Raw genomic sequence first — 15,574 nt, 5'->3', positions numbered from 1 at the left:
TTGATATGGAAATGGTATCAGCCATCTGAAGAAGCATTACCGTCAGGGGTCACTTCCCCTACGTGCTTTTCCAGTTGTCGCAGTCGCCGCGCGATGTCATCGAGCTGACGGATGCGTGCCGCGCTTTTGCGCCACTCGGCAGCCGGTTGCATGGCTGTACCGGAAGAATAGGCGCCCTTTTCGGTAATCGAGTGGGTCACCATGGTCATCCCGGTGATGAAAACGTTGTCGCAAATTTCGATGTGCCCCACCAGCCCCACACCACCTGCGAGCATGCAATGCTTGCCGATCTTGGTGCTGCCGGAGATCCCCACACAAGCGGCCATGGCGGTGTGATCACCGATCTGCACGTTGTGGGCAATCTGGATCTGGTTGTCGAGCTTCACACCATTACCGAGAACGGTATCGGCCAACGCACCGCGGTCGATGGCGGTATTCACGCCAATCTCCACATCGTCACCGACCAACACGCCACCGATCTGGGCGATTTTCTGCCAGACACCTTTTTCGTTGGCAAAACCGAAACCTTCGCCACCGAGCACGGCACCCGACTGAATGACCACTCGCTTGCCGATGCGCACGTCGTGATACAGCGTGACGCGCGGGGCCAGCCAGCCGCCTTCGCCGATTTCGCAACGCGCACCGATGAAGCAATGAGCGCCGATGGTCACGCCCGCCGCAATACGCGCACCGTTTTCGATCACCGCAAAGGCACCAATACTCGCCGCTGGATCAACCACTGCATCCGCGGCCACTACCGCTGTCGGGTGAACACCTGCGGGCGCCTTGGGCTTGGGATCGAACAAATGGGAAATACGCGCGTAGGCCAGGTACGGATCCGGCACTACCAGCGCATCACCGGAAAACCCTTCGGCATCAGCGGCCTTCAGCAACAGCGCTGCGGCCCGGCAGTCGGCCAGGTATTTACGGTATTGAGGATTTGCGAGAAAGCTCAACTGAGCTGGGCCAGCCTCTTGCAAAGTGGCTAGCCCAGTAATTTCTTTCTCCGGGTCGCCACGTAGCGTGGCGCCGAGGAACTCGGCCAATTGGCCGAGCTTAATAGTCGCTGTCATGGTTACTTCAGCTGATTCATGCGCTCGATAACCTGGCGAGTGATGTCGTACTGAGGCTTGACATCAATCACTGCACCACGCTCGAAGACCAGGTCAAAAGCACCTTTCTTGATGACTTCTTCCACAGCGCTGTCCAGTTTCGGCTTGAGCTGCTTCAGCATTTCACGGTCGGCAACGGCTTTGGCTTCGTTCAGTTCCTTGGACTGGAACTGGAAGTCACGGGCCTTTTGCTTGAACTCGAGTTCAAGGCGCTCACGCTCACCTTGTTGCATCTTGTCGCCTCCGGCCATCAGACGATCCTGAATACCTTTGGCGCTGCTTTCCAGCGTCTTGAGCTTGGTCAGTTGCGGGCCAAATTTTTTCTCGGCATCCACGGCATACTTCTTGGCCGCGTCGGATTCCAGCAGAGCCATCTGATAGTTCAGAACGGCGATTTTCATGTCGGCAAAAGCCGGACCTGCTACCAGTACGGTCGCCAGGAGAACCAATTGAGTCAACTTACGCACGATGTACTCCTACAAAATCCATTGTCGTTATTTTGGGACAGACGCTTAGAACGTCTGGCCAAGAGAGAATTGGAACACCTGGGTTTCAGCGTTATCCGGTTCTTTTACTGGCATGGCCAATGCAAAGCTCAGAGGACCCAGCGCGGTGACCCATGTCACACCCACACCGACGGAACTGGCCAGGTTGCTCAGACTGATATCGTTGCACTGCGTGTTGGACTTCGAGTTCGGGTCGGTGTTGGAAAACTGAGTGCACTTGGAGTCAAACACGTTACCCACGTCCCAGAATACCGAAGTCCGCAACGAGCGCTGATCTTTGACGAATGGCAGCGGGAACAGAATCTCCGCACCACCTTGAATCAGGACGTTACCACCAAATGGCAGTGGATCCTGATCCGGGTCAGCGAGTGTGCCCGGGTTGCCTGTGACGCCTTGACCGCGGCTCGGAGTACTACGCGGCCCCAATGTGCTGTCCTTGAAGCCACGAACCGAGTTGAAACCACCAGCATAGTAGTTTTCATAGAATGGCAAGCCATCGGTCGAACCGTAACCATCGCCATAACCCAACTCGGTGTGCAGGCGCATGGTGTAGTTTTCAGACAAAGGCTGGAACAACTGGCCACGGTAATCGAGCTTGAAGAACGACAGGTCGCTACCCGGTACAGTCACTTCCGCGGTCAAGCTTTGAGAATGACCACGGGTCGCCAATACGCCTTTGTTCAGGGTGGACTCCGACCAGCCGGCCGATGCCTTGAAGTTCAGGTACTGATCGCCTTCACGGTTAACGAAGTCGAAGATTTCGTCGACGGTGTACTGACCGGTCTTGATCTTGTCTTGCTGTGCAGTCAGGCCAAAAGTCAGACGCGAGGTCTCGCTGATCGGGTAGCCGACACTGATACCTGCACCCAGGCTATCTACGGCATAGCTGGCTACGTCGACATCGAGATCTTTGTAGTCAGTAGTGCGATAGAAAGCGTTGTAACCCAGGCTCACGCCATCGGCTGTCCAGTACGGGTCGACATAACCGAAGTTATAGCGGCTCTGGTATTCGCTTTTGGTCAAGCCGATGCTGACCTTGTTACCGGTACCCAGGAAGTTGTTCTGAGTGATGGAACCGCCGAGGATCAGGCCGGCACTTTGAGCGAAACCAACGCTGGCAGTGATCGAACCGGAAGCCTGTTCTTCAACGCTGTAGTTCACATCAACCTGGTCATCGACACCTGGCACAGCAGGTGTTTCGACGTTCACTTCCTTAAAGAAGCCCAGACGCTCAAGACGAGTCTTGGATTGGTCGATCAGGTAGGTCGAAGCCCAGCCGCCTTCCATCTGACGCATTTCACGGCGCAGCACTTCGTCTTCAGACTTGGTGTTGCCACGGAAGTTGATACGGTTCACGTAAGCACGCTTGCCTGGATCGACCGCGAAAGTAATGTCGACGGTGTGGTCGTCTTCATGCGGCTGAGGCACACCGCTTACGTTGGCGAAGGTATAGCCCTCGTTACCCAGACGGCGAGTAATCAGCTCCGACGTGGTGGTCATCAGCTTGCGCGAGAACACCTGGCCTTTCTGCACCAGCAGCAGGGACTTGATCTGGTCTTCAGGGACTTTCAGATCGCCGCTCAACTTGACGTCACGAACGGTGTACTTATCGCCTTCGTTGACGTTGACGGTGATGTAGACGTGTTTCTTGTCCGGAGTAATTGATACCTGAGTCGAAGCGATATCCATATTGATATAGCCGCGGTCCAGGTAGTAGGAACGCAGGCGCTCCAAGTCACCGGAAAGTTTTTCCCGCGCGTACTTGTCGTCGTTCTTGAAGAAGGACAGCCAGTTGGTGGTCTTCAGTTCGAACAGGTCGATCAGGTCTGCTTCAGGGAAGACGGTGTTACCCACCACGTTGATGTGCTGGATGGCAGCGACGGTGCCTTCGTTGATGTTGACCTTCAATCCGACACGGTTACGCGGCTGCGGGACCACCTCGGTGTCGACGGTGGCCGAGTAGCGGCCCTGAGCGACGTATTGGCGCTGCAGCTCGTTACGCACACCTTCAAGGGTGGCGCGCTGGAAGATTTCACCTTCGGCCAGACCGGACTGCTTGAGGCCCTTCATCAGGTCTTCAGTAGAGATCGCCTTGTTACCTTCGATCTCGATACTGGCGACCGATGGACGCTCGACTACCGTGATGACCAGGACGTTGCCATCGCGGCCCAGCTGGATATCTTGAAAGAAACCGGTTTTGAACAACGCACGAGTGGATTCCACCAGGCGACGATCGTCCGCCTGTTCGCCGACGTTCAACGGCAAAGCACCAAAGACGCTACCCGCGGAGACCCGCTGGAGGCCATTGACGCGAATATCAGAGATAGTGAAGGACTCGGCGTGAACTTCGGCGATCATCAATACGGTGAGAACCGCAGTTAGCAGCAGACGTTTCATGAAGTCCTTTCTTATTCCAACTGGCAATAAACAAACTGCCGCAAAATGCGGCAGATTCGCAATTCAGCGAAGTGTTACAGACGGCCCAAATCATTGACCAGAGCAAGCAACATCACCCCGACCACCAAACTGATACCGATCTGTATCCCCCAACCCTGCACCCGATCTGACAAGGGACGACCACGCGCCCACTCGATCAGATAAAACAACAAATGCCCCCCATCCAGTACAGGAATGGGCAACAAATTCAGAACTCCCAGGCTAATACTCAGATATGCAAGGAAATTCAGGAAATCAGCTACGCCCGACTGGGCAGAAGCGCCCGCCACTTTAGCAATGGTTATCGGTCCACTCAAGTTTTTTACCGAGAGCTCACCGAACAACATTTTCTTGAGTGAATCGAGGGTCAGCACGCTCATGGTCCAGGTGCGTCGCGCGCCCTCTCCAATCGCAGCCAATGGACCGTAACTGACTTCTCGAACCATCTCTGGCGGCCAATCGACCGCTTTCACTCCGGCCCCCATGTAACCGGTAGGTGCCTTGCTCTCGCCGCGAGAGGCCAACGTCACAGGGACGTCGATTTGAGCACCATCGCGCTCGATGCGCAGCATGATTTTGGTATCTGGATGCATACGCACGGTGTCGACCACTTGCTGCCAGTCATCCAGCGCCTTGCCGTCAAGGGCAAGCAAGCGATCACCGGTTTTCAGGCCCGCAGCCTGTGCCGGCCCCTTCGGATCGAGTTCGGCGAGCACTGGCGGTAACGCCGGGCGCCAAGGACGAATGCCCAGCGAACGAATCGGATCTGGCTCGTCGGCGCCTTTAAGCCACTTATCCAGTACCAGCTCTCGTGGGGAATCCGTCGTGGAACCCTGCTCACGCACCAATAATTGAAGGGTTCCGCTCTCACCAAGACGACGAACCAATTGCAGATTCACCGCAGCCCAACCGGTCGTTGGTTCGCCATCAATGGCAATGATTTCCTGACCGACGCTCAAGCCAGACCGGGCGGCAAGACTGCCAGACTCGACCGCACCAATGACGGGCCGCACCTGCTCGCTGCCGAGCATGGCCAACACCCAGAAAAACACCATTGCCAACAAGAAGTTGGCGATCGGGCCAGCCGCCACGATCGCAATACGCTGACGGACAGATTTGCGATTGAAAGAATGTTCGAGCTGATCGACCGGCACTTCGCCTTCACGCTCATCGAGCATCTTCACGTAGCCGCCCAATGGAATGGCAGCCACTACAAACTCAGTACCTTTCTTGTCGTGCCAGCGCAGCAGCGGCATACCGAAGCCTACGGAGAAACGCAGCACTTTGACCCCACAGCGACGTGCGACCCAGAAATGGCCGAATTCGTGGAAGGTAACCAGCACACCCAAAGCCACCAGGGTGCCGACAATCATATAGAGCGCGCTCATCTACTTTCTCCCGCAATTCTATCCGGTGCTGCATGGGCCAACATATGGCAGCACTTACCGCCCGTGACGACTCAACCATTGCCCGGCCAGCACTCGCGCTTTCTCGTCAGCCGTAAACACGGCCTCGAGATCTCCCACTGCGACGACAGGCTCGAGGTTCAACACTTCTTCGATAATACTCGCGATTTCCAGGTAGCGGACCCGCCCGTCGAGAAAGGCTGCAACAGCCACTTCATTCGCTGCATTCAGCATCGCCGGCGCGCTGTTGCCAGCCTCGGCTGCCTGGCGCGCAAGGCGCAGGCAAGGGAAACGCTCTTCATCGGGCGCCTGGAAATCCAGACGCGCAATAGCGAACAGATCCAGCGGTGCCACGCCGGAGTCAATACGTTCTGGCCAGGCCAGAGCATTGGCGATAGGGGTGCGCATGTCCGGATTGCCCAACTGAGCCAGCACCGAACCATCGATATAGTCGACCAGGGAATGGATCACGCTCTGAGGGTGAATAACCACTTCAACCTGGGACGGCTTGGCGTCGAACAGCCAGCAGGCTTCGATCAACTCGAGCCCTTTGTTCATCATGCTCGCCGAATCGACCGAAATCTTGCGTCCCATGGACCAGTTCCGGGTGCGCACAGGCTTGCTCAGGGGAAACATGTGCCAATTCGGCCATCGGCGTCTGTCGGAACGGACCACCAGAGGCTGTCAGCAAAATCCGGCGTACGCCGACCACGCCAAGCCCACGGGCGAAATCCTGCGGCATGCACTGGAAAATCGCGTTGTGCTCGCTGTCGATCGGCAGCAATACCGAACCGCTTTTGCGCACGGCTTGCATGAACAGCGCCCCGGACATCACCAGCGCTTCTTTGTTAGCCAGCAGGATTTTCTTGCCGGCCTCAACTGCTGCCAGGGTCGGGCGCAAACCCGCCGCACCAACGATGGCCGCCATGACGGCATCGACTTCAGGATCGGAGGCCACCTGACACAACCCCTCCTCCCCCACCAATACCCGGGTCGACAGGCCGGCAGCACGCAAGTCGTCCTGCAAGCCACGGGCAGGGCCCGCCTCAGGCACGACGGCGAATCGCGGAGTGTGGCGCACACACAGCGCCAGCAGTTCACTCAAACGAGTAAAACCGCTCAAGGCAAAGACTTGATAACGCTCGGGATGGCGAGCAATGACATCCAGAGTGCTCAGACCAATCGAACCGGTCGCCCCCAGAACAGTAATCTGCTGAGGGCGACTCACGGTGCAGCCATCCACAACAATACGGCAAATACCGGGATCGCTGCCGTCAGGCTATCGATTCGGTCAAGGACACCGCCATGCCCTGGCAGCAGGTTACTGCTGTCCTTGATGCCTGATTGACGTTTGAACATGCTCTCGGTGAGGTCACCCACCACCGAAATGAAGACGATGACTGCAGCACCGACCAACCCCATGAGCATCTGGGCGAAACTCCAGTCGCGCACCAGGCCGACGATCGCTGTGATCACCAGGCTCAGCACCAGGCCACCGTAAACGCCTTCCCAGCTCTTGCCGGGACTGACCTGTGGCGCCAGCTTGCGCTTGCCAAAGGCACGGCCGGAAAAATACGCACCAATATCCGCGCCCCATACCAGCACCATCACGGCCATGATCAACCAGTTACCCAAGGGTTCCTGCTTGATCTGGACCAGACCTTGCCAGGCCGGTAACAGGATCAGCAAACCGATCACCAGCTTACAGGCGGCACTGGCCCAGTGTTCGCTGGAACGCGGGTAGGTCAGCACCAGATACGTCGCCACGCCCCACCAGAGCACTGAAGCGCCCAGAACCCAAGGCGCAAGCCCCGGCAGGATGTGCATGACAAACAGCATCAATGCGACCACGACGGCATAGGCAACGCGAACCGGCTGAGCGTTGAAACCGGCCAGCCTGGCCCACTCCCAGGCACCGAGCGTCACTACTAGCCCGATAAACAGCGCAAAGCCGGAACCTTCGAGCAGGAAAAAACCGCACAAAGCGATCGGCAGCAGGATCAGCGCAGTAATGATTCGTTGTTTAAGCATTAAAACCGGGCTCCAGCCTCGACCTGCTCGCTCGTTTTACCGAAGCGGCGCTGGCGAGAAGCGAAATCGGCCAGCGCGTTTCGCATGGCGTCGTGTTTGAAGTCCGGCCAGAACAGGTCGGAGAAGTACAACTCGGCGTAGGCTAACTGCCACAGCAGGAAGTTACTGATGCGGTGCTCGCCACCGGTACGGATGCACAAGTCCGGCAACGGCAGATCACCGGTGGCCAGACAGGTCTGCAGCAATTCAGGGGTGATGTCTTCCGGGCGCAGATGCCCGGCCTGAACTTCCCGCGCCAGACGCTGGGCAGCTTGCGCGATGTCCCACTGACCGCCGTAGTTGGCGGCGATTTGCAAGACAAAGCGGTTGGCCCCGACGGTCATCGCTTCCGCTTCACGCATGGCAGCTTGAAGTTCGGGGTGAAAACGCGAGCGATCGCCGATGATGCGCAGACTGATATTGTTGTCGTTGAGGCGCTTGGCCTCACGACGCAACGCTTTGAAGAACAAATCCATCAAGGCACTGACCTCATCGGCCGGGCGCTGCCAGTTTTCACTGGAGAAGGCGAACAGGGTCAACACCTCGACCTTGGCCTCAGCGCACACCTCGATTACCGCACGCACCGCATCCACACCCGCTTTATGCCCGGCAACACCCGGCATAAAGCGCTTCTTCGCCCAGCGATTATTACCATCCATGATGATCGCGACATGGCGCGGCACCGCGGACGGTACAGTCTGCTTGGTCTTATCCATGAAAACTCGACCCTTATACGGCCATCAGGTCTTTTTCTTTCTCTGCCAGCTTCGCGTCGATTTCAGCCACGAATTTCTTGGTCAGATCATCAATCTCGCCGGTGGCACGACGCTCTTCGTCTTCACTGATTTCTTTTTCCTTGACCAGGTCCTTGAGCTGACTGTTCGCATCACGACGGATGTTGCGCACTGCAACACGGGCGTCTTCAGCGACATCGCGAGCCTGCTTGGTGAAACCGCGGCGGGTTTCTTCAGTCAAGGCCGGCATGCTGATCAGCAGCAACTCACCCAGGTTGGTCGGGTTCAGGTTCAGACCGGCACTGCCAATGGCTTTGTCGACAGCACCCAGCATGTTGCGCTCAAAGGCAACGACTTGCAGGGTACGGGCGTCTTTGACAGTAATGTTCGCCACTTGCTTGATCGGCGTGTCGGAACCGTAGTAAGGAACCATCACACCCTCCAGAATGCTTGGGTGCGCCTGGCCCGTACGGATACGGCCAAAGTTGTGCGCCAGCGATTCCACGGATTTTTGCATACGCTCTTTAGCGTCTTTCTTGATTTCGTTGATCATTGTTGGCCTTCCTCGATCAGGGTCCCTTCAGCGCCGCCATGCACGATGTTCAGCAAGGCGCCGGGCTTGTTCATGTTAAAGACGCGCAACGGCATCTTGTGGTCGCGACACAGGCAAATAGCCGTCAGATCCATCACGCCCAGCTTGCGATCCAGCACTTCATCGTAAGTCAGATGATCGAACTTCTCGGCATGCGGGTCTTTGAACGGGTCAGCGGTGTAGACGCCATCGACCTTGGTCGCCTTGAGCACGACATCGGCGTCGATTTCGATCGCTCGCAAGCAAGCTGCCGAATCCGTGGTGAAAAACGGATTACCGGTACCGGCCGCGAAAATCACGACCTCTTTGGCGTTCAGATGGCGCATGGCTTTGCGGCGATCATAGTGATCGGTCACGCCTACCATGGAAATGGCCGACATCACGATGGCCGAGATATTGGCACGCTCCAGCGCATCGCGCATGGCCAAGGCGTTCATCACAGTGGCCAGCATGCCCATGTGGTCGCCAGTTACCCGATCCATGCCGGCCGCGCTCAGCGCCGCACCGCGGAACAGGTTACCACCACCGATCACCAGACCAACCTGAACACCGATACCGACCAATTGGCCGACTTCCAGCGCCATGCGATCCAGAACTTTCGGATCGATCCCGAACTCTTCCGAGCCCATCAGGGCCTCGCCGCTAAGCTTGAGTAGAATGCGTTTATAGCGAGCCTGATAACCACTGCCCTGCTGAGCCATTGCGAATCTCTCCTGCGGCGTATTTTAAAAATTCTTTGCGAGCTGTTTACAGCTGCGCTCACTCTAGCTTGGCGCTGCTTCAGCGCCATCGGAACATGGCTTTGTAAGCCAGTTCCAAAGGAAACCAATTAAAAATTGGTGCCCCATCTGAAAAGAGGCTGCGCGCGTAAGCGGGCAGCCTCTTCAGGGCGACAGTTAAAAAAACCGTCTTACTGCTTGGCAGCAGCCAGTTGAGCGGCAACTTCTTCAGCGAAGTTGTCGACTGGCTTCTCGATGCCTTCGCCTACTTTGAAGTAGGTGAAAGAAACGATTTCAGCACCGGCTTTCTTGGCCAGCTCGCCGACCTTGATTTCAGGGTTCTTGACGAACGCCTGCTCAACCAGGCTGGCTTCGGCCAGGAACTTGCTGATACGGCCTTTGACCATGTTTTCAACGATGTTTTCTGGCTTGCCTTTGATTTTTTCTTCGTTCAGCTGCAGGAACACAGCTTTTTCACGCTCGATCGCTTCGGCAGAAACTTCCGAAGGCAGCAGGAACTCTGGGTTGCTGGCCGCTACGTGCATAGCGATGTCTTTGGCCAGTTCAACGTTGCCGCCTTTCAGGACAACTGCAACACCGATCTTGTTGCCGTGCAGGTAACCACCAACAACATCACCTTCAACGCGTACCAGGCGACGGATGTTGACGTTTTCGCCAACCTTGCCAACCAATACCAGGCGATCAGCTTCTTGAGCGGCGATCAACGGAGCGACGTCAGTCAGTTTGTCGGCGAACGCTTTTTCAACGCTAGCAGCAACAAATGCCTTGAAGTCGTCCTGCAGGGCCAGGAAGTCAGTCTGCGAGTTTACTTCCAGCAGAACAGCAGATTTGCCGTCTTCTTTCAGAGCGATAGCGCCTTCTGCAGCCACGTTGCCTGCTTTCTTGGCAGCCTTGATTGCGCCGGAAGCACGCATATCATCAATGGCTTTTTCGATGTCGCCGTCAGCCTTTTCCAGGGCTTTCTTGCAATCCATCATGCCTTCGCCGGTACGCTCACGCAGTTCTTTAACCAACGCTGCAGTAATTGCTGCCATTTTCAAAATCCTCTTGGATAGGTTTTCAACCATTCCACCCGATCGAACGGGCGATCAATTCTTCCCGAACCACCGTTGTAAGCCGCTGCACGTTACAGCTCTGCAAGTGCGGGGCCGACAAACGGTTTTCGAGGTGGCAAAAAAGGGGGCCAAGCCCCCTTTTTGCTTACTGAGTCAACGCCAAGGCGTCAATTACTCAGCTGCTGCTACCGGAGCTTCTTCAACGAACTGCTCGGTGCCGCCAGCAACGTGGTTGCGACCGCGGATTACAGCGTCAGCCATCGAACCCATGTACAGCTGGATAGCGCGGATTGCGTCATCGTTGCCTGGGATGATGTAGTCAACGCCTTCCGGGCTGCTGTTGGTATCGACTACGCCGATAACCGGGATGCCCAGCTTGTTGGCTTCGGTGATCGCGATGCGCTCGTGATCAACGTCGATAACGAACAGAGCGTCTGGCAGACCGCCCATGTCCTTGATACCACCCAGGGAACGATCGAGCTTCTCAAGATCGCGAGTGCGCATCAGCGCTTCTTTCTTGGTCAGCTTGGCGAAAGTACCGTCTTCGGCTTGTACTTCAAGGTCACGCAGACGCTTGATGGAAGCACGGATGGTTTTGAAGTTGGTCAGCATGCCGCCCAACCAGCGGTGATCGACGTACGGCGAACCGCAACGTGCTGCTTCTTCAGCAACGATCTTGCCAGCGGAACGCTTGGTGCCGACGAACAGAATCTTGTTTTTGCCCTGGGCCAGACGCTCTACGAAAGTCAGAGCTTCGTTGAACATTGGCAGGGTTTTTTCAAGGTTGATGATGTGGATCTTGTTACGCGCGCCGAAAATGTATTTACCCATTTTCGGGTTCCAGTAACGGGTTTGGTGACCGAAGTGCACACCGGCCTTCAGCATATCGCGCATGTTGACTTGGGACATGATAGTTCCTTAATAAGTCGGGTTTGGCCTCCACGTATCCCAATGACCAACCAGCAGCATCAGCTGAAGGCACCCAGGTCATCGTGTCGACACGTGTGTGGATTTAAGCCTTTCGGGGTATCCCCGGAAAGCGGCGCATTTTATACCACAAGGCTCGCAAAAACGGAACCCGGATTCTCAAATCCGGACGCGCGTCTTAAATCGCCCCTTGGAATCATCAAGAATGCGCCTATCTATAGAGAGATGCTAAGCACTGAGGCTCAGATTTGCGCTGATCGTCTGATAGAATCAGGTTTTTCAGGGCTGCGCAGATCAATCGCACACCGCCCATTTCGTTTTGACAAGCGCCATTGAGCGCAGAGAGAGCCTGTATGACCGTCACCCTCAAAACCCCAGAGGACATCGCAAAAATGCGCATCGCCGGCAAACTGGCCGCCGATGTGCTGGAAATGATTGCCGAACATGTCAAACCGGGCATTACCACCGAAGAGCTGGATCGCATCTGCCACGACTACATCGTCAACGAACAGAAAGCCATTCCTGCGCCGCTCAACTACAAGGGTTACCCGAAGTCGATCTGCACTTCGATCAACCACGTTGTCTGCCACGGCATTCCGAACGAGAAGCCGCTGAAGGATGGCGACACGCTGAACATCGACGTCACCGTCATCAAGGACGGTTATCACGGTGATACCAGCCGCATGTTCCACGTCGGCACCGTGCCGGTCTGGGCCGAGCGCCTGTCGCAAGTGACCCAGGAATGCATGTACAAGGCGATTGAAATCGTCAAACCCGGCTGCCGCCTTGGCGACATCGGCGAAATCATCCAGAAGCACGCGGAAAAGAACGGCTTCTCGGTGGTTCGCGAGTTCTGCGGTCACGGTATCGGCAAAGTGTTCCACGAAGAGCCGCAGATCCTGCATTACGGCCGCGCCGGCACCGGCATGGAACTCAAGGCGGGCATGACCTTCACCATCGAACCGATGATCAACCAGGGCAAGGCCGACACCAAAGTGCTGGGCGATGGCTGGACCGCGATCACCAAGGACCGCAAGCTGTCGGCCCAGTGGGAGCACACCCTGCTGGTTACCGAAACCGGTTACGAGATCTTCACCCTGCGCGCCGACGACACCATCGCGCGCGTTTCGGCCTGATCCGTTCCGCAAAGCTCTCAGCCTTATAGACAGGAAAGCCAATCGATGCCGCAGGTGGATCCCGAACTCTTCGACCGCGGCCAGTTCCAGGCTGAACTGGCCCTGAAGGCAAGCCCGATTTCAGCCTTCAAGAAGGCGATCCGCCAGGCCCGCGAGGTGCTCGACGGGCGCTTTCGCAGCGGCCGCGACATTCGCCGGCTGATCGAGGACCGCGCCTGGTTCGTCGATAACATCCTGCAAAAGGCCTGGGAGCAGTTTAACTGGAGTGAAGACGCCGACATCGCGCTGGTCGCGGTCGGTGGCTATGGTCGCGGTGAACTGCACCCTTATTCCGACATCGATTTGCTGATCCTTCTGGACAGCGCCGATCACGAAGTTTTCCGCGATTCCATCGAACGTTTTCTGACCTTGCTCTGGGACATCGGCCTGGAAGTCGGTCAGAGCGTGCGCTCGGTGGACGAATGCGCCGTTGAGGCCCGCGCCGACCTGACGGTGGTCACCAACCTGATGGAAAGCCGCACCATCTGCGGCCCTGAGCGCCTGCGCCAGCGCATGCTGGATGTCACCAGCACCGCGCACATGTGGCCGAGCAAGGACTTCTTCCTGGCCAAGCGCGCCGAGCAGAAGGCCCGCCACCACAAATACAACGACACCGAATACAACCTGGAACCCAACGTCAAAGGCTCGCCGGGCGGATTACGGGACATCCAGACGATTCTCTGGGTAGCCCGTCGTGAATACGGCACCCTGAACCTGCGTGCACTGGCTGGCGAAGGTTTTCTGGTAGAGAGTGAAAACGCCCTGCTCGCCTCGTCCCAGGAATTCCTGTGGAAGGTCCGTTACGCGCTGCACATGCTCGCCGGTCGCTCCGAGGATCGCTTGCTGTTCGATCACCAGCGTTCGATTGCCGGGCTGCTGGGCTTCGTTGGCGATGACGCCAAGCAAGCCATCGAAAACTTCATGCAGCAATATTACCGGGTGGTCATGAGCATTGCGCAGCTCAGCGACCTGATCATTCAGCACTTCGAAGAAGTCATCCTCGCCCCGGACGATGAAGCGCCGCCGCAGCCCATCAACTCGCGGTTCCAGCTGCACGACGGTTATATCGAGGCACGCAACGACAACGTGTTCCGTCGTACGCCGTTCGCCATGCTGGAAATCTTTGTGTTGATGGCCCAGCAACCGGAAATCAAAGGCGTGCGCGCCGATACCATCCGTCTGCTGCGCGAGAACCGTCACCTGATCGACGACGAATTCCGTAACGACATTCGTAACACCAGCCTGTTTATCGAGCTGTTCAAGTGCAAGATCGGCATCCACCGCAACCTGCGCCGGATGAACCGTTACGGCATTCTCGGGCGCTATCTGCCGGAGTTCGGCTTGATCGTCGGGCAGATGCAGCACGACCTGTTCCATATCTATACGGTCGACGCGCACACCCTGAACCTGATCAAACACCTGCGTAAGTTGCAGTACAGCCAGGTATCGGAAAAATTCCCGCTGGCCGCCAAGCTCATGGCCAAGCTGCCCAAGCCCGAGCTGATCTACATGGCCGGGCTCTACCACGACATCGGCAAGGGCCGCCATGGCGACCACTCGGAAATCGGCGCGGTGGATGCAGAGGCTTTCTGCCAACGCCATCAGTTGCCGGTGTGGGACAGCCGCCTGATCGTCTGGCTGGTGCAAAACCACCTGGCGATGTCGACCACCGCCCAGCGCAAGGACTTGTCCGACCCGCAGGTGATCCACGATTTCGCACAGGCCGTCGGTGACGAAACCCGCCTCGATTATCTGTACGTGCTGACCGTAGCCGACATCAACGCGACCAATCCGACCCTGTGGAACTCGTGGCGCGCCAGCCTGTTGCGCCAACTGTATACCGAGACCAAGCGCGCCCTGCGCCGCGGCCTGGAAAATCCGGTGGATCGTGAAATGCAGATCCGTCAGACCCAGAGCGCCGCCCTGGACATCCTTGTGCGCGGCGGAAACGATCCGGACGATGTCGAACAGCTGTGGTCACAACTAGGCGATGACTATTTCCTGCGCCACACCGCTGGCGACGTCGCCTGGCACACCGACGCGATCTTGCAACAACCTGCCGACGGCGGGCCGCTGGTGCTGATCAAGGAAACCACGCAGCGCGAGTTCGAGGGCGGCACTCAGATCTTTATTTATGCGCCGGACCAACACGATTTCTTCGCCGTGACCGTGGCGGCGATGGACCAGCTCAACTTGAACATTCACGACGCCCGGGTCATCACCTCCAGCAGCCAGTTCACCCTCGACACCTATATTGTGCTCGACACCGACGGCGACTCGATTGGTGATAACCCGGCGCGGGTCAAGCAGATCCGCGATGGCCTGACCGAAGCCCTGCGCAACCCGGACGACTACCCGACCATCATTCAGCGCCGGGTGCCGCGCCAGCTCAAGCATTTTGCCTTTGCGCCCCAGGTCACGATTCACAACGACGCTCAACGTCCGGTGACCGTGCTGGAACTCACCGCCCCCGACCGTCCGGGCCTGTTGGCGCGGATCGGCACGATCTTCCTGGAGTTCGACCTGTCGCTGCAAAACGCCAAGATTGCCACGCTGGGTGAGCGGGTGGAGGACGTGTTCTTCATTACCGACGCCAATAACCAGCAGTTGTCTGACCCGCTGCTGTGCAGCCGCTTGCAGGATGCAATCGTTGAACAACTGAGCGTCAGCCACGAACCCGATATCAAACTGTCACGACTCAGTATCTGAATTAACCAACTTTCCCTGTGGGAAAACGCTTATGTAGGAGCCGGGCTGGCCCGCGATAGCATCACCTCGGTGCACCTGACAAACCGAGGCGCCTGCATCGCGGGCAAGCCCG

Annotated in this window: 12 protein-coding genes and 1 pseudogene; 2 read left to right on the top strand and 11 right to left on the bottom strand. The window is 57.2% G+C overall.

Going from position 1 to position 15,574, the window contains the following annotated elements; genetic code table 11:
* Positions 1 to 17: 17 nt before the first annotated feature.
* From lpxD to rpsB, 11 genes and pseudogenes are all read right to left on the bottom strand, one after another.
* The gene (lpxD, locus tag AB4N76_RS19860; protein WP_046029196.1) at positions 18 to 1,073 is read right to left on the bottom strand and encodes a UDP-3-O-(3-hydroxymyristoyl)glucosamine N-acyltransferase; all 1,056 of its coding nucleotides are present in this window, start codon (positions 1,071 to 1,073) and stop codon (positions 18 to 20) included.
* Between the two features lie 2 nt (positions 1,074 to 1,075).
* Positions 1,076 to 1,579, bottom strand: coding sequence for an OmpH/Skp family outer membrane protein (locus AB4N76_RS19855; RefSeq protein WP_008028980.1), 504 nt, complete (start codon positions 1,577 to 1,579; stop codon positions 1,076 to 1,078).
* Positions 1,580 to 1,624: 45 nt separating this feature from the next.
* Positions 1,625 to 4,015 (bottom strand): outer membrane protein assembly factor BamA, encoded by a 2,391-nt coding sequence (gene bamA / locus AB4N76_RS19850; RefSeq protein ID WP_046029195.1) that lies wholly within the window; start codon positions 4,013 to 4,015, stop codon positions 1,625 to 1,627.
* Positions 4,016 to 4,089: 74 nt separating this feature from the next.
* A complete protein-coding gene (gene rseP / locus AB4N76_RS19845) occupies positions 4,090 to 5,442 on the bottom strand; it encodes a sigma E protease regulator RseP (RefSeq protein ID WP_046029193.1) in 1,353 nt (450 codons plus the stop codon).
* A 54-nt stretch (positions 5,443 to 5,496) separates the two neighbouring features.
* Positions 5,497 to 6,688, bottom strand: a pseudogene (ispC, locus tag AB4N76_RS19840) (1-deoxy-D-xylulose-5-phosphate reductoisomerase).
* Positions 6,685 to 7,491: a phosphatidate cytidylyltransferase gene (locus AB4N76_RS19835; protein WP_046029190.1), complete on the bottom strand. Its 807-nt coding sequence runs from the start codon at positions 7,489 to 7,491 to the stop codon at positions 6,685 to 6,687. Before AB4N76_RS19835 ends, ispC begins: the two are co-directional and overlap by 4 nt.
* The gene (gene uppS, locus AB4N76_RS19830; RefSeq protein ID WP_046029189.1) at positions 7,491 to 8,246 is read right to left on the bottom strand and encodes a polyprenyl diphosphate synthase; all 756 of its coding nucleotides are present in this window, start codon (positions 8,244 to 8,246) and stop codon (positions 7,491 to 7,493) included. The genes AB4N76_RS19835 and uppS overlap by 1 nt, the downstream gene beginning before the upstream one ends.
* A gap of 13 nt (positions 8,247 to 8,259) precedes the next feature.
* Positions 8,260 to 8,817, bottom strand: a complete 558-nt coding sequence (gene frr, locus AB4N76_RS19825; RefSeq protein ID WP_046029188.1) for a ribosome recycling factor — start codon at positions 8,815 to 8,817, stop codon at positions 8,260 to 8,262.
* On the bottom strand, positions 8,814 to 9,557 hold the full coding sequence (gene pyrH / locus AB4N76_RS19820) for a UMP kinase (protein ID WP_003172271.1): 744 nt from the start codon (positions 9,555 to 9,557) through the stop codon (positions 8,814 to 8,816). Before pyrH ends, frr begins: the two co-directional genes overlap by 4 nt.
* A gap of 209 nt (positions 9,558 to 9,766) precedes the next feature.
* Positions 9,767 to 10,630, bottom strand: coding sequence for a translation elongation factor Ts (gene tsf, locus AB4N76_RS19815; RefSeq protein ID WP_027604480.1), 864 nt, complete (start codon positions 10,628 to 10,630; stop codon positions 9,767 to 9,769).
* A gap of 192 nt (positions 10,631 to 10,822) precedes the next feature.
* Positions 10,823 to 11,560 carry a 30S ribosomal protein S2 gene (gene rpsB / locus AB4N76_RS19810; RefSeq protein ID WP_003219330.1) on the bottom strand — a complete coding sequence of 246 codons (738 nt, stop codon included), beginning with the start codon at positions 11,558 to 11,560 and terminating at the stop codon, positions 10,823 to 10,825.
* Positions 11,561 to 11,931: 371 nt separating this feature from the next.
* On the opposite strand from rpsB, the gene map reads away from it, so the two are divergent.
* Positions 11,932 to 12,714 (top strand): type I methionyl aminopeptidase, encoded by a 783-nt coding sequence (gene map / locus AB4N76_RS19805; RefSeq protein ID WP_046029187.1) that lies wholly within the window; start codon positions 11,932 to 11,934, stop codon positions 12,712 to 12,714.
* 45 nt (positions 12,715 to 12,759) lie between these two features.
* A complete protein-coding gene (locus AB4N76_RS19800) occupies positions 12,760 to 15,462 on the top strand; it encodes a [protein-PII] uridylyltransferase (RefSeq protein WP_046029186.1) in 2,703 nt (900 codons plus the stop codon).
* Positions 15,463 to 15,574: the final 112 nt, after the last annotated feature.

Source organism: Pseudomonas sp. S2_F03, assembly GCF_054668335.1.
The sequence above is the reverse complement of the archived record's forward strand: the minus strand, read 5'-3'. Positions and strand labels throughout refer to the sequence as shown.

What these genes read in the sequence shown, in the direction of transcription:
- lpxD (WP_046029196.1), bottom strand. Translation starts at nt 1,073, where the DNA reads ATGACAGCGACTATTAAGCTCGGCCAATTGGCCGAGTTCCTCGGCGCC.
- AB4N76_RS19800 (WP_046029186.1), top strand. Translation starts at nt 12,760, where the DNA reads ATGCCGCAGGTGGATCCCGAACTCTTCGACCGCGGCCAGTTCCAGGCT.
- frr (WP_046029188.1), bottom strand. Translation starts at nt 8,817, where the DNA reads ATGATCAACGAAATCAAGAAAGACGCTAAAGAGCGTATGCAAAAATCC.
- AB4N76_RS19835 (WP_046029190.1), bottom strand. Translation starts at nt 7,491, where the DNA reads ATGCTTAAACAACGAATCATTACTGCGCTGATCCTGCTGCCGATCGCT.
- bamA (WP_046029195.1), bottom strand. Translation starts at nt 4,015, where the DNA reads ATGAAACGTCTGCTGCTAACTGCGGTTCTCACCGTATTGATGATCGCC.
- uppS (WP_046029189.1), bottom strand. Translation starts at nt 8,246, where the DNA reads ATGGATAAGACCAAGCAGACTGTACCGTCCGCGGTGCCGCGCCATGTC.
- rpsB (WP_003219330.1), bottom strand. Translation starts at nt 11,560, where the DNA reads ATGTCCCAAGTCAACATGCGCGATATGCTGAAGGCCGGTGTGCACTTC.
- rseP (WP_046029193.1), bottom strand. Translation starts at nt 5,442, where the DNA reads ATGAGCGCGCTCTATATGATTGTCGGCACCCTGGTGGCTTTGGGTGTG.
- pyrH (WP_003172271.1), bottom strand. Translation starts at nt 9,557, where the DNA reads ATGGCTCAGCAGGGCAGTGGTTATCAGGCTCGCTATAAACGCATTCTA.
- map (WP_046029187.1), top strand. Translation starts at nt 11,932, where the DNA reads ATGACCGTCACCCTCAAAACCCCAGAGGACATCGCAAAAATGCGCATC.
- tsf (WP_027604480.1), bottom strand. Translation starts at nt 10,630, where the DNA reads ATGGCAGCAATTACTGCAGCGTTGGTTAAAGAACTGCGTGAGCGTACC.